24 protein-coding genes are annotated in these 22398 nt (G+C 69.8%); 12 read left to right on the forward strand and 12 right to left on the reverse strand.

Translation table 11 applies throughout. The annotated features are described in order from the left end of the window. From B0W88_RS12365 to B0W88_RS12395, 7 genes are all read left to right on the forward strand, one after another. Window positions 1-659 (forward strand): benzoate-CoA ligase family protein (locus B0W88_RS12365; protein ID WP_144006737.1); only part of this gene is annotated, 659 nt, incomplete at its 5' end. Next, a complete protein-coding gene (locus B0W88_RS12370) occupies window positions 656-1462 on the forward strand; it encodes an alpha/beta fold hydrolase (RefSeq protein ID WP_077034963.1) in 807 nt (268 codons plus the stop codon). The genes B0W88_RS12365 and B0W88_RS12370, both read left to right, overlap by 4 nt. Continuing rightward, complete coding sequence (locus B0W88_RS12375) at window positions 1459-2610, forward strand: ABC transporter substrate-binding protein (protein ID WP_077034964.1); 1152 nt, start codon at window positions 1459-1461, stop codon at window positions 2608-2610. Before B0W88_RS12370 ends, B0W88_RS12375 begins: the two co-directional genes overlap by 4 nt. A 121-nt stretch (window positions 2611-2731) precedes the next feature. Next, entirely contained in the window at window positions 2732-3601 is an 870-nt protein-coding gene (locus B0W88_RS12380; protein ID WP_077034965.1) for a branched-chain amino acid ABC transporter permease, read from the forward strand. Next, window positions 3598-4536: a branched-chain amino acid ABC transporter permease gene (locus B0W88_RS12385; RefSeq protein WP_077034966.1), complete on the forward strand. Its 939-nt coding sequence runs from the start codon at window positions 3598-3600 to the stop codon at window positions 4534-4536. Before B0W88_RS12380 ends, B0W88_RS12385 begins: the two co-directional genes overlap by 4 nt. After that, window positions 4526-5275 carry an ABC transporter ATP-binding protein gene (locus tag B0W88_RS12390; protein ID WP_077034967.1) on the forward strand — a complete coding sequence of 250 codons (750 nt, stop codon included), beginning with the start codon at window positions 4526-4528 and terminating at the stop codon, window positions 5273-5275. Before B0W88_RS12385 ends, B0W88_RS12390 begins: the two co-directional genes overlap by 11 nt. Then, the gene (locus B0W88_RS12395) at window positions 5275-5970 is read left to right on the forward strand and encodes an ABC transporter ATP-binding protein (protein ID WP_077034968.1); all 696 of its coding nucleotides are present in this window, start codon (window positions 5275-5277) and stop codon (window positions 5968-5970) included. Before B0W88_RS12390 ends, B0W88_RS12395 begins: the two co-directional genes overlap by 1 nt. Here the strand turns inward: B0W88_RS12395 and B0W88_RS12400 are convergent. Beyond that, window positions 5955-6998, reverse strand: coding sequence for a sensor domain-containing diguanylate cyclase (locus B0W88_RS12400; protein ID WP_077034969.1), 1044 nt, complete (start codon window positions 6996-6998; stop codon window positions 5955-5957). The two genes, B0W88_RS12395 and B0W88_RS12400, sit on opposite strands and share 16 nt — an antisense overlap. Before the next feature lie 107 nt (window positions 6999-7105). Here B0W88_RS12400 and B0W88_RS12405 point away from each other — a divergent pair, with 107 nt between their 5' ends. Next, window positions 7106-7324, forward strand: coding sequence for a hypothetical protein (locus tag B0W88_RS12405; protein WP_077034970.1), 219 nt, complete (start codon window positions 7106-7108; stop codon window positions 7322-7324). 87 nt (window positions 7325-7411) lie between these two features. Then, a complete protein-coding gene (locus tag B0W88_RS12410; RefSeq protein WP_077034971.1) occupies window positions 7412-8272 on the forward strand; it encodes an alpha/beta fold hydrolase in 861 nt (286 codons plus the stop codon). Here the strand turns inward: B0W88_RS12410 and aroQ are convergent. The 6 genes from aroQ to B0W88_RS12440 are packed head-to-tail and all read right to left on the reverse strand — an operon-like array spanning window position 8250 to window position 13891. Further along, a complete protein-coding gene (aroQ, locus tag B0W88_RS12415) occupies window positions 8250-8708 on the reverse strand; it encodes a type II 3-dehydroquinate dehydratase (protein WP_077034972.1) in 459 nt (152 codons plus the stop codon). The genes B0W88_RS12410 and aroQ overlap by 23 nt on opposite strands. Next, on the reverse strand, window positions 8705-9538 hold the full coding sequence (locus tag B0W88_RS12420; RefSeq protein ID WP_077034973.1) for a shikimate dehydrogenase: 834 nt from the start codon (window positions 9536-9538) through the stop codon (window positions 8705-8707). Before B0W88_RS12420 ends, aroQ begins: the two co-directional genes overlap by 4 nt. 19 nt (window positions 9539-9557) lie before the next feature. After that, window positions 9558-10940, reverse strand: a complete 1383-nt coding sequence (locus B0W88_RS12425) for an MFS transporter (RefSeq protein ID WP_077034974.1) — start codon at window positions 10938-10940, stop codon at window positions 9558-9560. A gap of 38 nt (window positions 10941-10978) precedes the next feature. Continuing rightward, the gene (locus tag B0W88_RS12430; RefSeq protein ID WP_077034975.1) at window positions 10979-11872 is read right to left on the reverse strand and encodes a sugar phosphate isomerase/epimerase; all 894 of its coding nucleotides are present in this window, start codon (window positions 11870-11872) and stop codon (window positions 10979-10981) included. Between the two features lie 13 nt (window positions 11873-11885). Further along, the gene (locus B0W88_RS12435) at window positions 11886-12761 is read right to left on the reverse strand and encodes a 4-hydroxyphenylpyruvate dioxygenase (RefSeq protein WP_083748756.1); all 876 of its coding nucleotides are present in this window, start codon (window positions 12759-12761) and stop codon (window positions 11886-11888) included. 2 nt (window positions 12762-12763) lie between these two features. Continuing rightward, window positions 12764-13891 (reverse strand): porin, encoded by a 1128-nt coding sequence (locus B0W88_RS12440; protein ID WP_077034976.1) that lies wholly within the window; start codon window positions 13889-13891, stop codon window positions 12764-12766. A gap of 143 nt (window positions 13892-14034) precedes the next feature. Here B0W88_RS12440 and B0W88_RS12445 point away from each other — a divergent pair, with 143 nt between their 5' ends. Then, window positions 14035-14793, forward strand: a complete 759-nt coding sequence (locus tag B0W88_RS12445) for an IclR family transcriptional regulator C-terminal domain-containing protein (RefSeq protein ID WP_077034977.1) — start codon at window positions 14035-14037, stop codon at window positions 14791-14793. On the opposite strand, the gene B0W88_RS12450 is transcribed toward B0W88_RS12445, so the two are convergent. Together B0W88_RS12450 and B0W88_RS12455 are read right to left on the reverse strand one after the other, a co-directional pair. Further along, window positions 14786-15628, reverse strand: coding sequence for a sugar phosphate isomerase/epimerase (locus tag B0W88_RS12450; RefSeq protein WP_077034978.1), 843 nt, complete (start codon window positions 15626-15628; stop codon window positions 14786-14788). The two genes, B0W88_RS12445 and B0W88_RS12450, sit on opposite strands and share 8 nt — an antisense overlap. Beyond that, window positions 15625-16686 carry a Gfo/Idh/MocA family protein gene (locus B0W88_RS12455; RefSeq protein ID WP_077034979.1) on the reverse strand — a complete coding sequence of 354 codons (1062 nt, stop codon included), beginning with the start codon at window positions 16684-16686 and terminating at the stop codon, window positions 15625-15627. Before B0W88_RS12455 ends, B0W88_RS12450 begins: the two co-directional genes overlap by 4 nt. 67 nt (window positions 16687-16753) lie before the next feature. Here B0W88_RS12455 and B0W88_RS12460 point away from each other — a divergent pair, with 67 nt between their 5' ends. Then, on the forward strand, window positions 16754-17695 hold the full coding sequence (locus B0W88_RS12460) for a LysR substrate-binding domain-containing protein (protein WP_077034980.1): 942 nt from the start codon (window positions 16754-16756) through the stop codon (window positions 17693-17695). A 6-nt stretch (window positions 17696-17701) separates the two neighbouring features. Here B0W88_RS12460 and B0W88_RS12465 read toward each other — a convergent pair whose 3' ends face one another. From B0W88_RS12465 to B0W88_RS12475, 3 genes are read right to left on the reverse strand one after another with little or no spacing between them, the layout of a single operon-like run. Then, a complete protein-coding gene (locus B0W88_RS12465; protein ID WP_077034981.1) occupies window positions 17702-18481 on the reverse strand; it encodes an alpha/beta fold hydrolase in 780 nt (259 codons plus the stop codon). After that, window positions 18478-20154 carry a DUF885 family protein gene (locus B0W88_RS12470; protein ID WP_077034982.1) on the reverse strand — a complete coding sequence of 559 codons (1677 nt, stop codon included), beginning with the start codon at window positions 20152-20154 and terminating at the stop codon, window positions 18478-18480. Before B0W88_RS12470 ends, B0W88_RS12465 begins: the two co-directional genes overlap by 4 nt. Next, window positions 20147-21163, reverse strand: coding sequence for a dipeptidase (locus B0W88_RS12475; RefSeq protein ID WP_158080849.1), 1017 nt, complete (start codon window positions 21161-21163; stop codon window positions 20147-20149). The genes B0W88_RS12470 and B0W88_RS12475 overlap by 8 nt, the downstream gene beginning before the upstream one ends. A 73-nt stretch (window positions 21164-21236) precedes the next feature. On the opposite strand from B0W88_RS12475, the gene B0W88_RS12480 reads away from it, so the two are divergent. Then, window positions 21237-22286: a helix-turn-helix transcriptional regulator gene (locus tag B0W88_RS12480; RefSeq protein WP_077034984.1), complete on the forward strand. Its 1050-nt coding sequence runs from the start codon at window positions 21237-21239 to the stop codon at window positions 22284-22286. Window positions 22287-22398 lie beyond the last annotated feature (112 nt).

The raw sequence follows: 22398 nt of genomic DNA on the forward strand, positions 1-22398 counted from the left end.
CCGCCGAGATCGGCCAGCGCTTCCGCGAGCATTTCGGCGTGGACATCGTCGACGGCATCGGCTCCACCGAGATGCTGCACATCTTCCTGTCGAACACGCCCGAGCGCGTGCGCTACGGCAGCACCGGCTGGCCGGTGCCCGGCTACGAGCTGAAGCTGCGCGGTGACGATGGCGGCGAGGTCCCCGACGGCGAACCGGGCGATCTCTACATCAAGGGCCCGTCCGCTGCGCTGATGTACTGGGCCAATCGCGAGAAGACGCAGGACACCTTCCAGGGCGGCTGGACCAAGAGCGGCGACAAGTACATCCGCAATGCCGACGGCAGCTACACCTATGGCGGCCGCAGCGACGACATGCTCAAGGTCAGCGGCATCTACGTCTCGCCCTTCGAGGTCGAGGCCACGCTGGTCCAGCATCCGGCCGTGCTGGAGGCGGCGGTGATCGGCAAGCAGGACGAGGACGGCCTGACCAAGACCAAGGCCTTCGTCGTGCTGAAGGCCGGCGCGGTGGCTGATGAGGCGGAACTGAAGGCCTTCGTCAAGGAACGTCTGGCGCCCTACAAGTACCCGCGCTTCATCGAGTTCGTCGGCGAGCTGCCGAAGACGGCCACGGGCAAGATCCAGCGCTTCCGGCTGCGGGAGCGGGAAGCGCAGCGATGACGGCTGAATTTGCCCAGGTCCAGTGGCGCGGCCTGCCCGCCCGCATCGAGGTGCAGCGGCTCAACCCGCAGCTGCACGGCCCGCTGATGATCTTCCTGCACGAAGGCCTGGGCTCGATCTCGATGTGGCGCGACTTCCCGCAGCGCCTGTGCGATGCCCTGGGCTTTCGCGGCCTCGTCTACTCGCGCCCCGGCTACGGCCAGTCCACGCCGCGCCCGCGCAGCGAGCGCTGGGGCCCGGACTTCATGCACCAGCAGGCCCGCGAGCTGCTGCCGGCACTGCTCGAAGCGCTGAAGATCGACGTCCCCTACTGGCTGCTGGGCCACAGCGACGGCGGGTCGATCGCGCTGCTGCATGCCGCGGCTTTTCCACGCCGCGTCGCCGGCCTCGTGGCGCTGGCGCCGCACATCCTCGTCGAGGACATCTCGGTCACCTCGATCGCCAAGACCCGCGAGGTCTACCTGAACACCGACCTGCGCGAGAAGCTCGCCCGCCACCACGCCGACCCCGACTCCGCCTTCTGGGGCTGGAACGACATCTGGCTCGCGCCGGCCTTCCGCCACTGGTCCATCGAAAACGAGATCAGGGATATCACCTGCCCGCTGCTCGCGGTGCAGGGATTGGACGATGAATACGGTACGCTGGAACAGATCCGCGGCATCGCGCGGCGCGTGCCGCAGGCGCATCTGCTGGAGCTGCCCGGCTGCGGCCACTCGCCGCACCGCGACCAGCCCGATGCGCTGATCCAAGCTGTTAGCACCTTCATCCGTCCTACAAGAGAACACAAGGAGACAAGACCATGAAGCTCAGCCCCCTGGCCCTCGCCGCCGCTCTCGCTTTCACCGGCACCGCACATGCGCAGGCCAAGCTCAAGGTCGGCCTGATGCTGCCCTCCAGCGGCACCTATGCCGCGCTGGGCACGGCCATCGACAACGGCTTCCGGCTCTACGTGGCGGAGCAGGGCGGCAAGCTCGCCGGCCGCGAGATCGAGTACATCCGCGTGGACGACGAGAGCGATCCCGCCAAGGCCACCGACAACGTCAACAAGCTGATCAAGCGTGACAACGTGGACGTGCTGGTCGGCACCGTGCACAGCGGCGTGGCGATGGCGATGGCCAAGGCCGCCAAGGAAAGCGGCACGCTCTTGATCGTGCCCAATGCCGGCGCCGATGCGGTGACCGGCCCGATGTGCGCGCCCAACATCTTCCGCAGCAGCTTCAGCAACTGGCAGCCCGGCTATGCGATGGGCGAGGTGATGGCCAAGAAGGGCCTGAAGAAGGTGGTCACGATCACCTGGAAGTACGCGGCCGGCGACGAGTCGGTGCGCGGCTTCAAGGAGGCGTTCGAGAAGGGCGGTGGCCAGGTCGTGAAGGAGCTGAACCTGCCCTTCCCGAACGTCGAGTTCCAGGCGCTACTGACCGAGATCGCGGCCACGAAGCCCGATGCGGTCTACACCTTCTTCGCCGGTGGCGGCGCGGTCAAGTTCGTCAAGGACTACGCCGCGGCGGGCCTGAAGAAGAACATCCCGCTCTATGGCGCCGGCTTCATCACCGACGGCACGCTGGAAGCGCAGGGCGCCGACGCTTCGGGCATGCAGACCACGCTGCACTACGCCGACAGCCTCGGCACCCCGCGCGACAACGCGTTCCGCCTGGCCTACGCCAAGACCTACAAGCTGCAGCCGGACGTCTATGCGGTGCAGGGCTACGACGCGGCGCAGATCCTCGCCATCGGCTTGAACGCCGTGAAGGGCGACGTCGGCAAGAAGGCCGAGTTCGCCGCCGCGGTGGAGAAGGCGAAGATCGACAGCCCGCGCGGCCCGTTCACGATGAGCAAGGCGCACAACCCGGTGCAGGACATGTACCTGCGCGAGGTCAGCGGCAAGGAGAACAAGCTGGTCAGCGTGGCGACGAAGGCGCTGGCGGATCCGGGCAAGGGGTGCAGGATGTAGAGGCGCGATGCTCCGCTCTCCGTTCGGGCTGAGGTATCGAAGCCCTCTGCGAACCGGTGGAGCCCTTCGATACCTCAGGGCGAACGGCCATCTCGCTGACGCTCCCTAACGCAATAACTCGATGGACCTCGCCACCTTCCTGGTGCAGTGCCTCAACGCACTGCAGTACGGCCTGCTGCTGTTCCTCGTCGCCTCGGGGCTGACGCTGATCTTCGGGATCATGGGCGTCATCAACCTGGCGCACGGCAGCTTCTACATGATCGGTGCCTACTTCGCGTACGCGCTGGCGCCACTCGTCGGCGGCAGCTTCTTCGCGACGCTGGCGCTCGGCCTGGTGCTGTCCGTCGCGCTGGGCTATGTGCTCGAGTGGGCCTTCTTCAGCTTCCTCTACGAGCGCGACCACCTGCAGCAGGTGCTGATGACCTACGGGCTGATCCTGGTCTTCGAGGAGCTGCGCAGCCTGCTGGTCGACGACCAGGTGCACGGGGTCGAGGTGCCGGCGCTGCTGGCCGGCAGCATCCCGCTCGGGGAGCTGATGAGCTATCCGGTCTACCGGCTTTTCGTCAGCGGCGTCTGCCTGCTGCTGGCCGCGGGCATGTACTTCGTCTTCACCCGCACGCGGCTGGGCATGCGCATCCGCGCCGGCAGCACCAACCGGGAGATGGTGCAGAGCCTGGGCATCGACATCACGGTGCTGTACCGGCTCGTGTTCGCCGCGGGCGTGGCCATTGCGGTGCTGGCCGGCATGGTGGCGGCGCCGGTGTCCTCGGTCTATCCGGGCATGGGCAACCAGGTGCTGATCGTCTGCTTCGTCGTCGTCGTGATCGGCGGCATCGGGTCCATCCGCGGCGCGCTGCTGGCGGCGCTGCTGATCGGCATCGTCGACACCTTCGGCAAGGTGCTGCTGCCGCAGGCGGCGGGCGTGCTGGTCTATGTGCTGATGGCGCTGATCCTTCTCTGGAAGCCCGACGGGCTGTTCAAGGCCGCATGAAACTTGCCTTCACCCTGCTGGCCTTCGCCGGCCTCGCGCTGTGGCCGCTGGCCGCGGGCGCCTTCGGCCTGGACCTGGTCGCCAAGATCATGATCGCCGCGATCTTCGCGCTGAGCCTGGAGCTGCTGGTCGGGCAGACCGGCCTGGTCTGCTTCGGCCACGCGGCCTTCTTCGGCATCGGCGCGTACGCGGCGGCGCTGGGGATGAACCACGCCGAATCGCTGGCGCTGCTGCTGCCGGCCTCGGTGGCCGCAGCGGGCCTCTACGCGCTGGCCGTCGGCGCGCTGTCGCTGCGCACCCGCGGCGTCTACTTCATCATGGTCACGCTGGCCTTCGCGCAGATGGCCTACTACGTCGTCCACGACACGCCGCTGGGTGGCGGCACCGACGGCATCTACCTGAGCGGCGTGCCGGCCGCCGGCCCGCTGGATCTCGGCAAGCCGCTGGTGTTCTACGGCTTCACGCTGGCCTGCCTGATGGCGGTGTTCGCGGGCCTGGCGCTGCTCCTGCGCTCCAAGTTCGGCCGCGCGCTGGCCGGCATCAAGGCCAACGAGCAGCGCATGCGGGCCACCGGCTTCAGCACCTATCCCTACAAGCTGGCGGCCTTCGCGATCTCGGGCGCCATCGCCGGGCTGGCGGGCTTCCTGTTCGCGGTGAAGGACGGCTTCGTCAACCCGGAGCTGCTGTCCTGGCACCAGAGCGGCAATGTGCTGATCATGATCATCCTCGGCGGCCTGGGCCATCTGCGTGGCGCGCTGGTGGGCGCCTTCGCGCTGGCACTGCTGGAGGAGTTCTTCAAGTCGGAGACCGTGTTCGGCGGCTTCGCCAAGCACTGGCACCTGGGCCTCGGCCTGACGATCATCCTCAGCGCAGCGCTGCTGCCCAAGGGGCTCGTGGGTCTGCCTCAACTCTGGAAGAAGCGCCATGTCCAGTGAGCCCCTGCTGTGCTGCCGCGGCCTGACGCGCCGCTGGGGCGGCATCGTCGCCGTCAACGAGGTCGGCCTGGAACTCTCGCAGGGCGAGGTCCACGCGGTGATCGGCACCAACGGCGCCGGCAAGTCCACGCTGATCAACCTGCTGTCGGGCGAGATCGCGCCCTCGTCAGGCCGCGTCGAACTGCTGGGCGAGGACATCTCGCGCTGGTCCCAGCCGCGCCGCGCCCGCGCGGGCCTCGGCCGCAGCTACCAGCGCAACACGATCTACCCGGGCTTCAGCGTGTTCGAGAACTGCCGCCTCGCGGCCCAGGCGCAACGCCAGCAGCCCTGGCGCTGGTGGCGCAGCGCGAACGCCTGCGCAGCCACCGGCGAGCAGGCGCTGGCCGCCGCCCGCCGCGCCGGCCTGGCCGACCTGCTGGAGCGCAGCGCGGGCCTGCTGAGCCACGGCCAGAAGCGCCAGCTCGAGATCGCCATGTGCCTGGCCACGCAGCCCCGCGTGCTGCTGCTGGACGAGCCGCTGGCCGGCATGGGCGCCGAGGAGACCGAGCGCATGCTGGCCTTGCTGGCCGAGTTGAAGGACGGCCACGCGCTGCTGCTGGTCGAGCACGACATGGATGCCGTCTTCCGCATCGCCGAACGGATCACGGTGATGGTCAACGGCTCGGTGATCGCCAGCGGCACGCCTGACGAGGTGCGGTCCGACGCCGGGGTCCAGGCCGCCTACCTGGGAGGCCATTGATGCCCGATTCCCTGTTGCAGGCGCAAGCCATCCACGCCTGGTACGGCAGCAGCCACGTGCTGCACGGCATCGACCTCACGATCGAGCGCGGCGAGACCCTCGGCCTGCTGGGCCGCAACGGCATGGGCAAGAGCACGCTGATCCGCACGCTGCTGGGCCATGTCGCGCAGCGGGACGGCCGGGTCACGCTGCTGGGCAGGGAGGTCTCGCGCGAGAAACCCCATGCGATCGCGCGCCTGGGCGTGGCCTATGTACCCGAGGGCCGCGGCGTGTTCCCGAACCTGTCGGTGCGCGAGAACCTGCTGATGGCCGCGCAGCCGGGCGAGTGGAGCTACGAGCGCGTGCTCGACACCTTGCCACGCCTGCGTGAGCGGCTGGCCAACCTCGGTTCGCAGCTCTCAGGCGGCGAGCAGCAGATGCTGTCGATCGGCCGCGCGCTGATGACCCAGCCGCAACTGCTGATCCTCGACGAGGCCACCGAGGGCCTCGCCCCGCTGATCGTCGCCGAGATCTGGCGCGTGATCGGCGAGATCCGCCAGACCGGCATCGCCACGCTGATCGTCGACCGCGACTACCGCCGCGTGCTGGCCCAGTCCGACCGGGCGCTGGTGCTGCAGAAGGGCAGCGTGGTGATGCAGGGCCCGGCGGCCGAGGTGGCCACCGACCCGGCGCTGGCCGGCTACTTGGGGCTCTGAGCGGACTCCGCCGCCTCGATCTTGCGGACCTTCTTGATCTTGTACATCAGCGCATCCGCATCGCGCAGCGCCTCGGTCGCGTCCTTGGTGCCCGGGGCGACTGCCAGCACGCCGACGCTGGCGCCGGCATAGTCCAGGTCCAGGTCCGGCGCCAGCAGGTAGTGGCCGCGCAGGCTCTGATCGATGCGGCGCTGGAAGGCGCTGCAGGCTTCGTCCGGATTGATGTCGGCCTGCGGCCCGATACCGGTGACCACGAACTCGTCCCCGCCGATGCGCGCCGCCAGGTCGCCGCCCCGCAGCGCGTCGCGCAGGCGCTGGCCGACCTGGGTCAGGAAGATGTCGCCGGCCTCGTGGCCATGGCCGTCGTTGATCGCCTTGAACCCGTCCAGGTCCACGAAGGCCACCAGCACCGCCGCCTGCTGCCGCTTGCCCTGGGAAAGCAGCCGCGCGAGGCTGTCCTGCAGCGCGCGGCGGTTGGGCAGGCCGGTCAGCGCATCGGTCAGCGCCACCTGGGTCAGGTACTCGTTGACCTTGACCAGCTGGCTCAGCAGCCGCTCGCGCTCCACATACTGGCCGATCAGCCGCGCGAACAGGCCCAGCGCCCGCTGCGCCTGATCGTCCATCACATGCCGGCTGGCGCTGGCCGCGCAGAGGGTGCCGTAGAGCTCGCCGCCTTCGCCGACGTTGACCGGCGTGCTGACATAGGTCTGGATGCCCAGCGCCTTGGCGGCCGCGGAGTCACCCCAGTCCTCGGCCACCGTGTTGCTGAAGGGCTTGTTCTCGTCCAGCGCCCGCTTGCACAGCGTGTCGTCCCAGGGGACGGTCAGCTGCTCCGGGATGGTGAAGCTCGGCAAGGTGTTGCGGGCATAGAGGATGCTCTGGGTGCCGCCGTCCAGGTCGATCGTGGTCAGGTAGGTCGACTCCAGACCGGTGACGGCCTCCAGCATCTCCAGCAGTGGCCGGGTCAGTTCCTCGAGCGTGCGCGCCTGGGTGACCGAGGTGGCCAGATGGTCGAACAGGTTGTCCATGGTGACGGTACGGCAGGCGCTCTCGGTTCGGAATTTCCCGATTTTCGCAGCAGCGGGCACCGTCCTTGCCTGATGCATAACCCGTATTGCCAGCGGAGTTACTTGCCATGTCCAAACCTGCGCGCATCAGCGGTCCCGTGTCCTATCGCGAAGGCGAGGGACAGCCGATCGAGATACCCCTGGGGCCCTGCGAGGTCGAGATCGGCGAACTCGATGCCACGATCAGCTGGATCGAGGGCGATGCCCACGGCTTGACCGCCATTCCCCTGGCCGATTTCCGGCGCTTCGTCTCGCAGGGCGACATCGAACTGCCCGACGCGGGCTGAGGCGGCGGGCGGGCGTCCGGCCGTCCGCCTCAGAACCCGGGCCGAGCGCCGCAGCGCGGCCGCGCCGGCACGCCTACGCTGGCGGCCATGAGAGTCCAGATCGCACCCGGCATCCGCCTGTTCTTCGACACCGAAGGCGCCAGCCTCGTCCCTGATGGCAATGGCGGCCTGCGCCAGCGGCCCACGGTCATCCTGCTGCACGGCGGCCCGGGCATGGACCACAGCGGCTGGAAGCCGCGCATGTCGCCCTTGGCCGAGGTGGCCCAGCTCGTCTACTACGACCACCGCAGCCAGGGGCGGTCTGACCGCCGGCCGCCCGACGAATGGACGCTGGACCACTGGGCCGACGACATCGTGCGCCTGAGCGACGCGCTGGAGATCGAGCGGCCCATCGTCTTCGGCCAGAGCTTCGGCGGCATGGTGGCGCAGCGCTACATCGAGCGGCATCCGCAGCATCCGGGCAAGGTGATCCTGTCGAGCTGTTCTCCGCACTTCGCCTTGCAGCGCAAGCTGGCCGCCTTCGAGCGCCGCGGCGGCACCGAGGCCCGCGAGGTGGCGCGGGCCTACTGGGCCGACCCTTCGCCGGCTCTGTTCGAGGACTTCCTGCGCGTCTGCATGCCGCTATACAGCACGACCCCGCAGCCGGACCGCGGCGCGCCCTCGCTGGCCGCCTTCGATACCGAACTGCTCGATCACTGGAACCGCGAGGAACTGCCGCATGTGCACCTGCTGCCGGGCCTGGCCCGCGCCGCCTGCCCGGTGCTGGTGGTCGGTGGCGCGGACGACCCGATCACCCCGATCGAGGACCAGCGCGACATCGCCGCCGCGCTGCCCGCCGAACTTGTCCGTTATGTCGAATTCACCGGCGCCGGCCACGGCGTCTGGCGCGACCGGCCGGCCGAGGCGATGGCGCTGCTGCGCGAGTTCATCCTCGCGCCAGCGCCGTGACCGCGGCCCGCAGGCCCAGCAGGTAGCTCTCCACCCCGAAGCCGCAGATCTGGCCCTTGACGATGTCGGCCAGCACCGAGTGGTGCCGGAAGGGCTCGCGGGCGTGGATGTTGGACATGTGCAGCTCCACCACCGGGCAGGTGAGGATGGCGATCGCGTCGCGGATGCCGTAGCTGTAGTGGGTCCAGGCGCCGGCGTTGATCAGCACTGCGTCGACCCCGTCGGTGAAGCCCTGGTGGATGCGCTCGACCATCTCGCCTTCGGCATTGGTCTGGAAGCTCTGGATCTCCACGCCCAGTTCCTCGCCCAGCGCGCGCAGCCGCGCATCGATCTCGGCCAGCGTGATCGTGCCGTACTGCGCCGGGTCGCGCTTGCCGAACATATTGTGGTTGACGCCGTGGAGCATCAGCACTGTCTTCTTCGTCGTCGTCGTCATGCCGGAATCCTCGCCACCGCGCGCAGCTGCTCCGGCGTCGCCGTGCCGTAGCCGAAGAATTCGAGATACGCGGGGATCATCTCGAACAGCATGTCGGTCCCCTGCTGCGTCGGGCAGCCCATGGCCTGCGCCGCGGCCAGCAGCGGCGTGATCGCCTGCTTCATCACCACCTCGCCGACCATCGTGCCCGGCGTCACGCGCGCCATGTCGAAGGGCAGCGGGTCGTCGGGCCGGGTGCCCAGCGGCGTGGCGTTGACGATCAGGTCGAAGCCGGCCGGATCGTTGGAGCCATGGCCGGTGCGCAAGTGCGGATAGTGCTCGGCCAGCCGCGCGGCCAGCGACTGCGAGGACGCCTCGTGACTGTCGAACAGCGCGATCTCCGCCACGCCTTCGGCCGCCAGTGAGGCCGCGATCGCGGAGCCAACGCCGCCGCTGCCCGAGACCAGCACCCTTTTTCCCTTCAGCACGAAGCCCTTGCGCAGCACGCCGCGCACGAAGCCGGCGCCGTCGAACTGGTCGCCCAGCAGGCTGCCGTCCGGCCGCAGCAGCACCGCGTTGCAGGCGCCGGCCACCTTCGCCGTGGGCGACAGCTCGTCCACCAGCGCGAGCATGCTGACCTTGTGCGGCATCGTCACCAGCGCGCCGCGCAGGTTGGTCATCTGCCGCAGGCCTCGCATCATGTCGGCCAGGCCCTGCGGCGCGACGCCGACCGGCACGACCACCGCGTCGATGCCCTGCTGCTCGAACCAGGGGTTGTAGATCATCGGCGCCTTGAAGTTCTCGGTCGGGAAGCCGAGGTGCGCGATGAGTTGGGTGCTGCCGGTGATCACGTTCGAAATCCTTGCGTGTTTAGGTGAACATGCGCGAGCCGTTGCCCTGGACGACCGAGTCGCGGCGCAGGCGCTCGTATTCCGGCTCGGGCACCGGCTGGGCCGCGGGCTTGCCGAGGTCGCTCATGCGGATGCGGTAGGTCTCGCGGGCGGTCCAGCAGGCGGTGGCGGCCACGGCGGTCAGGAAGAAGGCGATCGAGCCGACGATCAGCGGGATGTTGTGCGAGCCCGGAGGCGCCAGCGTGGCGAACAGGGCCGGCAGCATCGCGGTGACGAGCGTGCCGAGGTTCTGCGAGATGGCCATCGCCGAGACGCGGGTGCGGGTCGGGAACAGCTCGGGGTAGAAGCTCGGGAAGACCGCGTTGTAGCCCTGGTAGACCACACCCCACATCAGCAGGGACATGCAGATCGCCAGCGGCACGTTCTTGATGCTGATCGCGTACAGGTAGGCGAAGGACAGCAGGCCCGCGCCGAGCGCGCCGACGATCAGCGGCGGGCGGCGGCCGATCTTGTCCGAGAGGTTGCCGACGAAGGGGATCACCAGCACCGCCAGGATGTTGCCGAGCACCGGGATCCACAGGTAGACCGCCTTGTCGAAGCCGATGCCGTAGCCCGGCTGCACCGCATAGGCCGCGCCGAAGATCGTGGCCACGACCGGGATCACGTTCATCAGCGCCATGCAGACCACGCGCAGCATGTCGCGCCAGCTCTCCTGCACGGCCTGCAGCATCGGCGCCTTCGGCACCTGGCCGGCGGCGCTCTCCTTGGCGAAGGCCGGCGTCTCGTTGACCTCGCGGCGGATGTAGTAGCCGACGATGATCACCACGAAGCTCAGCAGGAAGGGGATGCGCCAGCCCCAGCTCATGAACTGCTCCTTGGGCAGCCAGGCCGCCAGCGGCAGGAACACCGCCGCCGCCAGGATCTGCCCGGCCTGCACGCCCTGCAGCGTGAAGCTGGCGAAGAAGCCGCGCCGGCCGAAGGGCGCGTGCTCCAGGATCATCGAGCTGGCGCCCGAAATCTCGCCGGCCACCGCGAAACCCTGCACCAGCCGCAGCAGCACCAGCAGGCCCGGAGCCAGCAGGCCGATCTGCTCGTAGGTGGGCAGCAGGCCCACGGCCATCGTCGAGACACCCATCAGGAACATGCACAGGATCAGCACCGTCTTGCGGCCATGGGTGTCACCCCAGTGGCCCAGCACCATCGCGCCGATCGGCCGCGCCACATAGCCCACGCCGTAGGTCGCCAGCGAGGCGATGATGGCCACCGTCGGATCGGTGGACGGGAAGAACAGCTGCGGGAAGACCAGCGAGGCGGCCGTCGCGTAGATGAAGAAGTCGTAGTACTCGAGGACCGAGCCGATCCAGCCGCTGGCCGTGGCCTTCTTGGTCTGATGGGTTGTCATGGTCGCTTGTCTCCGTTGGTTTGCTTTGGTGATCTCGTTCAGGCGATCGTGCGCAGCCGCATCGCGCCGGGCAGGGGCATCGAGCGGCGCAGCACGCCGTCGGCCAGCCACAGGGCGCTGGCGCGGCCGCGCTGGGCCACATAGGGCAGGGGCAGCTGCTGGTAGTCGTCGTTGAAGACCTCGAAGCTGTAGTCGCCGCGGTAGCCCAGCGCGTCCAGCTTGCGCACCAGCGTCGCGATCGCCTGGCTGTGCACGCCCTCGCCGGGGAACACGCGGAAGTGCCGCGCGGTGTCCATGCGCTCCTCGGGCGTGCGGGTCTCCTGCCACATGAAGTCGGCCAGCTGCACGAGGTAGATCTTGGCCGGGTCGATCAGGTCCAGGTGCGTGAGCGCCGTGTTGGTGGCGAGGATGTGGTACGAGTCGATGCCCAGGCCCAGGTTCGGGAAGTCGGCCTGCTCGACCACCTCCCAGGCCGTGTGCACCTCGTTGATGTGGCGGCCCCAGGACAGGCCCTCGTAGGCCACCTTGATGCCGTGGGGCAGGGCCAGCATGGCCAGCTTGCGCAGGTCGCGCACGATGGCCGCCGTGTCGCCGCTGGCATGGCGCGAGGTGGAGCTGCAGGCCAGCAGCACCTTGGCGCCGAGCGCGCGGGCCATCAGGATCATCTGCTGGGCGATGTCGACCTTGTAGCCGTGCAGGTGGCCCTCCAGGCCCTCGAAGTCGCGCAGCACCTGGAAGCCGGTGACGCGCAGGCCGCTGTCGCGCACCGCGGCCACGGCCGCTTCCATGCCCTGCGGATGGCCGACGATGTCGCGCGCGGCCAGCATGATCTGGCCGAAGCCGGCGTCCTTGACGGCCTTCAGCTTGGCCTCCAGCGGGCCGGAGAGGGTGATCGTGTCCATGCCGAAATCGGCGATGTCGAGTCGCGTCATGGTGTGCTCCTGCTCAACGCGGATCGTGGACCAGCTCGAAGCTGGGGCCCTGGTCGCTCGGGCTGGTGAGCGCGCCGCGCGCCTCGCTGTGCAGGCCCGAGCGGGACTCGATGAAGTCCACGCCGCGCCGCTTCAGCTCGGCCACCGTCGCCAGCACGTCGGCGGTGCCGAAGGCCACGCGCTGCAGGTACTCGGCGGACTCGGTCTCGACGATGTCCGGCGAGGGTTCGACCAGCTGCCAGTACAGCGTGCCGCAGGGGCTGGCCAGGATGCAGCCGCGCGGCATCACGCCGAAGCTCTTGTCCGCCGGCAGCTCGCTGAAGCCGAACAGCTCGCCGTAGAAGGCGACCCAGTCGGCCATGCGGTAGAGGTCGATGTACTGCACCAGGCCGAACAGGTGCAGGCCGGCCAGCGCGGGCGGGCGTTGCTCGACGCCGGGGATGGGCACGAAGTCCACGTCGTAGATCGAGAACTGCTCGTGACGGTCGACGAAGTAGATGCGGCTGTCGCCGACGCCATGGATGGCGGGGATGTTCAGCTCCATCACCTCCACCTTGGTCGGCAGCGCCCAGGCGCCCAGGCCCAGCACGCGGCGGTAGGCGGCCGCCGCGTCGCGCACGCGGAAGGCCACCGCGGTGATCGTGGCCAGCTCGGCCGGCGGCGGATCCTGCGGGTCGCGGTGGGCGTTGACGATCACGTTGATGTCGCCCTGCCGGTACAGCAGCACCTCGCGCGAGCGATGGCGCGCCACCGGCCGGAAGCCCAGCTTCTCCAGGCTCTGGCCCAGCGTCTGCGGCTTGGCCGTGGCGTACTCGATGAACTCCATGCCCTGCAGGCCCAGCGGGTTGGGCAGCTCGGCGGTGAACTCGCGGTTGGTGCTGGTGTTCATGGTCAGAACTTGTGGAGGATGCCGACGTGGAAGCCGTTGATGGTCCTGCCGTTGATGTCGGCCGGGTTGGTGAAGGTGGTCTTCAGGCCCGCCGAGCCGGCCGGGCGCCAGCCGCCGTTGGCATCGTTGCGCAGCGTCTCGACCATCGCATGCAGCATGGTGCGCTTGGAGAGGTCGTAGTAGGCGGCAATCGAGCCGCCGTCGGCGCCGCGGTCGCGGCCGGACTGGTCGCGGATCCGGCCCCACAGCGCGCCGACCTTGAACTGGTCGGTGACGCGGTAGTCGGCCGAGAGCTGCACGATCGAGTAGAAGTTGCGCAGGTCGGCGTTGGTGCCGGCGTTGAAACCGCCGACGTTGCCGAGGATCGTGCCGGCGTTGTTGCTGGTGGCGTTGGACGTGTTGTTGTTGCTGCGCACCCAGGCCAGGTAGACCGTGCCCTTGCCGTAGAGATAGTTGAAGTAGACGTTGTCGTAGACCACGTCCTTGTCCACCACCGCATTGCTGGGCGGGCGGCCATGCAGCGTCATGTAACCGGCGCGGTAGTTGGCGGCGACGTAGTCGAAGGCGGCCTGGTAGACGATGGCATGGTTGCCGCTCGGCGCCTCGGGCAGCGAGACGTGGCCCTCGAACTGGAAGCCTGCGACGCGCGGCGAGATCCACGACACGTCGTTGTCATAGCGCGAGGGCGTGCCGAAGACGTTGATGATGGAACCCAGCGTGCGGGCGTTGTGGTCGATGTAGCCGCCGCGGGCGAAGATCGGGCCGTTCTGGCGGCCGAGGCGCACGTCGCCCCAACTCGTGCCGGCCAGGCCCACCCAGGCCTGGCGGTCGAAGGACCGGGTGGAGTCGGCGGCGGTGCCGTTGTCGGCGCCGATGCCCATCTCCAGCTGGAACTTGGCGCTCAGGCCGCCGCCCAGGTCCTCGACGCCGCGGAAGCCCAGGCGGCTGCGCAGCAGGGCGCCGTCTTCCAGCGCCTTCACGCGGGCGCCGGAGCTGCTGGTCATGTAGTTCAGGTACTGGTCCAGCGAGCCGTAGATCGTGACGCTGGAGCTCTGTTGCTGCGCCTGTGCGCCGCCCGCCAGCAGGCTGATGCCGGCTGCAAGGGCGGCGAGGGTCTTCTTCTGCTTCAAGCTTGTCTCCGTCGGGTGTTGGTATGGACCGAACGATAGGCAGCCGAACCCGCAGCAACAACGGCATTCCGGCATACTGGCGCGATAATCGCGCACCTTGCGCGATCAGTACGCGAACATCGGGAACACCCTGGGGAGCCGCCATGGAGATTCAACGCCGCGACGTCATCGACGGGCTGGGCAAGGGCCTGCAGGTGATCGAGGCCTTCGACGAGGACCATCCGCGCCTCAGTGCCAGCGAGCTGGCCGAGCGCGTGGACCTGACGCGGACAGCCGCCCGCCGCTACCTGCTGAGCCTGGTCCACTTCGGCTATGCGCAGACCGACGGCAAGCGCTTCTGGCTGGCGCCGCGGGTGCTGCGGCTGGGCCAGAGCTACCTGCATGCGGCGCGCATGCCACGGGTCGTGCAGCCCTTCCTTCAGCGCCTGGCGGCCGAATGCCAGGAGAACTTCAACTTCAGCGTACTGGACGGGCACGAGGTGGTCTACGTCGTGCGCAGCAACAACCCGCGGATGATCTCGATCGGCTTCCCCGTCGGCGCGCGGGTGCCGGCCCATGTGGTGACGCCGGGCATGGCCATCCTCTCGACCATGAGCGACGAATGGCTGGAAGCCTGGGCCGCCGAGCACGAGTTCACCGCCTTCACGCCCAACACCGTCGTCGCGCCGGCCGATTTCCTGCGCAACGCGAAATCGGCGCGGGCCCTGGGCTACTGGGTCACCGAGCAGCAGCTGGCGCTGGGGCTGCGCGGCATCGCGATGCCGGTGAAGAACCGAAAGGGCAGCTGCGTGGGCGCCATCGGCACGACGATCCCGATGCAGCCGCTCAGCCGCGAGGCGGCCATCGAGCGCCTGCTGCCGCACCTCAGCGAGGCGGTGGAGATGCTGCGCGAGGTCATCTGAGCAGGTGCGCCTCCTGGCAGGGCTCGCCGGCCTGAGCCAGCACGCGGCGCGTCGCCGCCAGCAGGCGCCGCGCGCGCTCGGTGGCGCCGACGCTGCGTGCCAGCGTGTGCATGGGCGCCTCCACGCTCAAGGGGATGCCGGGCGGCATCGCGCGCAGAAGCGCCACCAGGTCGACGCCGCCGTCCCCGGGCATCAGCCGCTCGCCGCGGGCCTCCGCGAGGATCGCTTCCATCGTCGGCGGGATCGCCGAAGGCACGTCGCAGAGCTGCATGAAATGCAGGCGCGAGGGCGGCACCGCCGCGATGTCCTCGATGCGGCTGCGCGAGCGGCTCAGGTGGAAGGGATCGACCAGCACCGCTGCGTTCGCGCAGCCGGCCTGCTCGACGATGCGCGCCGCCTGGGCCAGGTCCTTCGCATCGGTCCAGGGCATGAACTCCAGGCTGGCGCCGAGGCCGTAGCGCTGCGCCAGCTCGCAGAAGGCCGCGAAGCGGGCGATGAGGCGCGCCTCCTCGGGATCGTTGCCGGCCACCAGCAGATGGCGGGCGCCGAGCCGCGCGGCGGTGGCGATGGCGGCCTCGTAGTCGGCCACGCGGGTCTCGGGCTTCAGCCGGAAGATCTCCGCATCCAGCACCTTCATGCCGGTGTCGGCCAGGCGCCGCTCGAGCTCGCGCAGCAGCGGCGTGTCGCCGACGAGATCGTGCCGGACCTCGCCCGGCGCTGCGGGCAGCAGGCGGATGCCGACATGGCTGTAGCCGGCGTCCGCGGCGCAGCTGACCCTGTCGGGCGGGCTCAGTTCGAGCACCGTCAGCGCGGCGAGCGAGATCGCGCGGCTCATGAGCACAGCTCGACGAGCGAGCCCTGCCGCGCGGCGGCTGCGATGGCCTCGGTCACGCGCAGGTTGGCCAGGCCGTCGCGCGCGGTCACGAGCGGCGCCGCCGTGCCGGCAACGACGTCGGCGAAGTGCGCCATCTGGCGCGCCAGCGGGTCGTCGCGCACCAGGCCCACCACGCCCGCCTCGAAGGGCTTCCACCAGGAAGCGGCCTCGGCGCCCGGGTAGGTCCTGAGCCGCATCGTCGGCACCGAGAGGCTGCCCAGCGTGCCGGCGAGCACGTAGCAGTCCTCGTCCTCGCAGGTCGGATAGGCGGGGTTCTCGCGGCTGGTCTGCTCCCAGCTGCGCCCGCAGGCGGCCGTGTCCGACAGCATGAAGCTGCCCAGTGCGCCGCTGGCGAAGCGCAGGTTGATGGCCACCGTGTCCTCCACCGCGAAGCCCCGCGCGGCACTGGACGCGAAGGCCTGCACCGCCACGATCTCCCCGCACAGCATGCGCAGGTTGTGCACCTCGTGGATCATGTTCAGCAGGATCGGGCCGCCGCCGGGCTCGCGGCGCCAGGGGCCCTCGGCAAAGTAGCGGTCGGGTTTCATGAAGGTGGCGCTGCCCATCACCGCGACGAGCCGCCCGAGCTGGCCGGAATCCACCACCTGGCGGGCCTTGGCCATGATCGGGCTGTGGGCGCGGTGGTGGCCCACCAGCAGCCGGGCGCCGCGCCGCTCCACCTCGGCCACCAGGGCCTCGGCCTCCTGCACGGTGGTGGCCAGCGGCTTCTCCAGCAGCACCGGCACGCCGGCCTCGATGCAGGCCAGGGCCTGCGGCACATGCAGGGCATTGGGCGTGGCCAGCACGATGCCGTCGGGCCGATCCCGCGCGAGCAGCGTCTCCAGCGTCCTGTGCAGCGGCACGCCGAGGCGGGCGGCCAGCGCCTCGGCAGCGGGGGCGGGGTCGACGATGGCGCTCAGCGCGCAGCAGGGGCTGGCCGCGATCGCGCCGAGATGCGCCTGGCCGATCAGGCCGGCGCCGGCGACGGCGATGCGGATGGGGAGGGAAGGGCTGCTCATGGAGACAGCAGCATATTCATCACCGACTGGAAGAGAATATGCGGCTGAGTTGATTCATTTTTTCCAAATGGCTAAAAATGGCTGGGAGCTGATCGACCTGCGCGTGCTCTGCGCGGTGGCGCAGCGGGCGAGCTTCACCGCGGCGGCGACCGACCTCGGCGTCTCGGTCGCCTACGTCACCAAGCGCATCGCGCAGCTGGAGAAGGTGCTGGGCAGCACGCTGTTCCTGCGCACGACGCGGCGGGTCAGCATCACCACCCAGGGCGAGGCGGTGTTCGGCTGGGCCCGCCGGGTGCTGGAGGCTGCCGCCGAGCTGGACCAGGAGGTGGCGCAGGCGCGCGGCGCGCTGGCCGGCCGGCTGAGGATCAGCACCAGCTACCGGCTCGGCAGCCAGCACATCGCGCCCATCGTGGCGCTGCTGCGCAAGGCCCACCCCGGGCTGGACGTGTGGCTCGACCTGGTGGACCGCCGCGTGGACCTGATCGCCGAGGGCTTCGACATCGACATCCGCGTCGGCGAAGTGCAGGAGCCGCACCTGGTGGCGCACCGCATGGCCGCCAGCTCGCGCATCCTCTGCGCCGCGCCCTCCTACCTGCGCGAGCGCGGCCGCCCCGCCACGCTGGCAGAGCTGTCACAGCAGCACGAGGGCCTGATGTTCCGCGACCGGGACCGCCCCTTCACGACCCTGAAGCTGCAGGGCCCGCAGGGCGAGGAATCGGTCCACCTGGGCGGCTCGATGGGCTCCAACCAGAGCGACGTGGTGCGCCGCTGGGCGGAGGAGGGCCTGGGCATCGCGCTGCTGTCGCAGTGGGACCTGGCCGAGGCGCTGCGCGCCGGGCGCCTCGAGCAGGTGCTGCCGCAGTACCACCAGCCGGCGGATATCGTCGCGGCGGTGCCTACGCGCTCGGGGCAGTCGGCGCGGCTGCAGGTCTGCCTGCAGTTCCTGCGCGAGCAGCTGGCGGCCGGGGCCCATGCGCTGGATTTCGACCTGCCGCCGGCACGGGCGTGAGCCGGCTCAGCCCAGGCTGCGGTCCAGGAAGGCGCGCACCGCCGGCACGAACAGCTCCGGCCTGATGCAGGCCTCGTGGCCGACGCCGGGCACCTCCAGCGTCTCCCAGCCCAGCTCGCGCAGGGCCGATGCCTTGTCGCGGATCAGGCTGGCGATCGGCACCGGGATGCCGGCCTCGACCAGGTCGCCCAGCTCGCCGTGGAACACCAGCTTGGGCAGCGCGCGCATCGCCTTGAGCGCCGCGGTCTCGTCCCAGCCGTGCTGCACGCTGCGGTTGTAGTGGATCCACTGCACGTACTGCGCCTTGCTGCGCAACACGATCATCGAGGAGGGCTCGGGATCATGCTGCTTGCGTTCGGCGGCGTCGGCGATGGCCTGGTACGGCCCGCCGATCGGCGGCCAGCCGCCGATGACCAGCGCCTTCAGCCGGTCGGTGCGCGTGGCCAGTTGCAGGCCCACGCCGCCGGCCCAGGAATAGCCCCAGTAGCTGAAACGCCCGAAGCCCGCGGCCGTGGCCACGGCCAGCAGGTCGGCGCAGACGCGATCGGCCGTCAGCTGCTCGGGCGGGATGTCGCGGCTCGCGCCGATGCTCGGGTAGTCGACCAGCAGGACGCGGTAGCGGTCGGTCAGGCGCGACAGGTAGCCGTCGAGAACGGGCGTCAGCACGTCTCCGAAGATGGCGGTGAACGAGGCCATCAGCGGCATCGTCACCATCAGCGGTTCGCCGTCGGCCGGGCCGTGCAGCGTGTAGGCGACGCCGGAGATCGGGTCGATGTCGATGCTCATGCAGCCTCCCCAGCCAGCCAGTCGTCCAGCAGCTCGCCGATCACCGGCAGCGTGGCGGTGCCGATGCCCAGCAACCGGTCGTGATAGGCCCGCACGCTGAAGCGCTCGCCCAGCTTCGCCTCGGCCCGCGCGCGGAAATCGCGGAAGGCGATATTGCCGACCTGGTAGGCCAGCGCCTGGGCGGGCAGGGCGATGTAGCGGTCCACCTCCGCCTCGATCGTGTCCAGCGTCAGCGAGACGCGCGTGGCCAGTTCGTCGATCGCCTGCTGGCGCGTCCAGCCCCTGGTGTGGATGCCGGTGTCCACCACCAGGCGCAGCGCGCGCCACAGCTCCATGTCCAGCCGGCCGAAGCGCTCGTGCGGTGTCCTGAACAGGCCCATCGCGTCGCCCAGGCCCTCGCAGTACAGCGCCCAGCCCTCCACGCAGGCGCCGTACTTCGGCCCGTTGTAGCGCGCGAAGGCGGGCACGTCCTCCAGCTCCTGCACCAGCGCCAGGTGCATCAGGTGGCCGGGCCAGCCCTCGTGCAGGGCCAGCGAGGGGATCATGTAGAGCGGGCATTTCTGCGGCAGGCCGCTGACCCAGAGGATGCCGGCGGTGGAGCCGTCGCCGGGGCTCGGCTGCGCGTAGGCAGGCGGCATGCGCGGCGCCAGGCTCTCGGGGATGCTCTCGACGCCGTAGGTGATGCGGGGCACGCGGCCGATGAAGCCCGGGATCTGGCGGTCGATCCGCTTGGCGGTGATCTCCACCCGCTCGCGCAGCGCCTCGCCACTGGGGGCGAAGAACTCGGGCGACTCGGCGAGGTGCCGGCGGTAGTCGGCCACGCGACCGGGGAAGCCAGCCTCGGCCGCCACCTGCTCGATCTCCTTTTCCACGCGCAGCGCCTCGCTGAGGCCCAGCGCGTGCAGCTCGTCGGGCGTCATGTCGAGATTGGTGAAGTGGCGCACCCAGCGGGCGTAGTAACGCTCACCCTCGACGTCATCGGCCGCGGCGATCGAATCGCGCGCATGGGGCATCAGCTGGTCGCGCAACAGGTCGGCCAGGCGCACCAGCGCCGGCACGATCTGGCCGGCGATCACCGCCTTCGCGGCGTCCGCCTGCGGCCAGGGCGTGGCGCTGCGCACGAAGGGCCCGTACCAGGCCGTCTTCTCGGCCGCGCCCTGCGTCACCGCCCGCATGTTCGACTCGGCCCGCGCCAGCACCACCTTCGGATAGCGGAAGCCGCGCGCGCGGCCTTCGCGCAGGTTGCGCCCGATGTCGTCGAAGAAGCCCGCCAGCGTGCCCAGCCGGGCCAGGTACAGCGCGGCGGCCTTCGAGTCGCCCAGGCTCGTCAGGTTGGCGAAATAGATGGTGTTGAACTCCGGCCCCACCGGCAGCAGCCAGGGCCGCTGGTGCGCGCCCAGCAGGTGGAAGTCCCGCAGGTCCTCCAGCTCGCGGCGCAGCAGGGCGGCATCCGCCCGCTCGCGCGGCGTGGCCGGCGCCTCGATCGCGTCGAGCCGGGCGAGGAAGGCCAGCACCTCGCCGTGGCGGCGCTCATGGTCCTCGGGCGCCTCGCGGAACATCACCGGGTCCTCGGTCCTCACGCCGGCGATGAAGCCGGTCAGCGGGAACTCGCGGCACTGCCAGGCCCAGAAGCGCTCGGCGAGCGCGTCGATTCGTACTGCTGCGTCAGACATGGCCGCGCGCCTTCTCCAGATCCTTCATCACCCGCATCAGGTTGCCGCCGAGGATCGCCGCCAGCGCCGCCTCGTCGTAACCCCAGCCGAGCAGTATCGCCACGATCTCGGTCAGCTGCTCCGGCGCGACGAAGCGGCTGCCCAGCTCGTAGCCCAGGCCCGGCGGGAAGGTGTGCTTCATCTTCTCGATGTACTCGTCCAGCTCCTGGCGGTCGAACACATAGTCCAGCGCGATGTTGACATGCTGCGGGCCCACCAGCTGCACCACATGGTCGATGTGGCGGGCGTAGGTCTCGCTGGTGCTGTCGTTGGCGCCGAGGAAGATGCCCACGCCGTTGATGCCCACCAGCCCGCCGGTGGCGGCGCAGGCGCGGATCAGCTCGTCCGGGATGTTGCGTGGATGCTCGCGCAGCGCCGCGCAGTTGCTGTGCGAGAAGATCACCGGCTTCGTGGCGAAGCCCAGCACCTCGCGCGCGGTGCGGTGGCCGGTGTGGCTGACGCAGACCGCCATGCCCACCCGCTCCATCTCGCGCACCACCGCGCGGCCGAAGTCGGTGAGCCCCGGATCCTCGTCCTGGCAGCCGCCGCCGACGCGGTTGTTGCGGTTGTAGGCCATCGCCATCCACCAGACGCCGAGGTCGCGGTACATCTCGATCAGCGAGAGCTGGTCGCCGATCGCGTTGGCGCCCTCGATGTCCAGGCCCACGGCCAGGCGGCCGCTGCGGCGGGCTGCCTCGGCGTCGGCGGTGCGCTGCAGCAGCAGGTAGTCGTCGGGCCGTTCGGCGATCCAGTGCCGCAGCGCGGCCACCATGCGCAGGTGGGCTTCGATGTCCTGCTCGCCGAAGCCGACGTTGAGCATCACCACGTCGAAGCCGGCGCGGCGGTGCCGCTCCAGCTGCGGCAGGAAGCCGGCGTCCAGCGGGCGCAGCGGCATGCAGGCGTGGTTGTCCCAGGCCAGCGAGGCGCCGATCAGCGAGCGGGCGCGCGATTCGAGTTCGGTCATTTCCATGGAAGCGAACCTTAGTGATTCGCGTCCGGCTTGGATTAGCATGCTGCATCCAAAATTTAGGAGAGCGGACTACATGGCGACGGTGGTTCGGGAAGCGGCGCCGCACCCGCTGGACTGGGATGCCGAATGGCAGCGCGCGTCGATCAACGGCGGCGCCAGGCCGATCTCGCGCAACATCATGCGCACCGTCTTCGCGGAGCCCGGCAGCGGCACCGCCGACCTGATCCGGCTGGACGACGACGCGATGGTCAACGTGCTCAACTGCGTGCTGCCGCAGCCGGTGCGCTGGCCCTACGAGGCCGAGGAGCCGATCATCATGCTGCGCGCCTCGCTCGCCTGCGACGTGTCCTTCCGCTATGGCCGCTCCGCGCCCATCGTCTTCAACCGGCCGGAGGTGCTGCTGGCCTGCCTGCCCCAGGGCGTGACGCTGACGGCCGACGTGATGGGCGGCTCGCGCCAGCAGGGCCTGGTAGCCAACTTCCGCGCGGCCACCTTCGCCAAGCGCTTCGGCCTGATGGAGGGCGAGCTGCCGCCGGCGGTGCGCGAGGTCGTGCACAGCGCCACCGACGTGGTGCGGCTGTCCTCCTTCCCGGTCAACCAGCGCATCGCCGCGCTGATCGCCGACACGCTGGACAGCCGCCTGCCGGGCGAACTGCGCACGATGCAGGTGACCGGCCGGCTGACCGAGCTGATCGCCTTCGCGCTGCAGGCCATGCAGGCCGACGGCGACGACGCCGCCACCCACCGCAACGTGCTGCTGCCGCGCAAGCGCGACCTGGACGTGGCCCGCGCCGCCCGCGAGCGCCTGGACCGCGAGTACCGCCGCCCGCCGATGTTCGGCGAGGTGGCGTCGGAGCTCGGCGTCAGCCTGAACAAGCTGAAGTCCGTGTTCAAGGAAGCCTTCGGCACGACGATGGTCGACCACTGCCTGGACCGCCGCATGCGCGAGGCCCAGCAGCTGCTGCTGGAAGGCGCGCTGACGATCGCGCAGGTGGCCGACCGCGTCGGCTACGAACACCAGAGCAGCTTCACCGCCGCCTTCCGCCGCCATGTGGGCCTGGCGCCGCGCGAGTACCGGCGGCATCGGGCGCCCTTCATCGTGGAGCTCGCGCCCAAGCGCTGAAGTCCGGGCCGATCCGATCGCATAAGGGCTTACCCCGCCCTTGTCCTTTTGCCTAAATTTTCCGTCCAAGCCCCCACGGGTGCGCCGGAGCGGCTGACTATCGTTGCCGGCA

Origin of the sequence: Pelomonas sp. KK5, assembly GCF_001984095.1 — a bacterium.
Taxonomy (GTDB): domain Bacteria; phylum Pseudomonadota; class Gammaproteobacteria; order Burkholderiales; family Burkholderiaceae_C; genus KK5.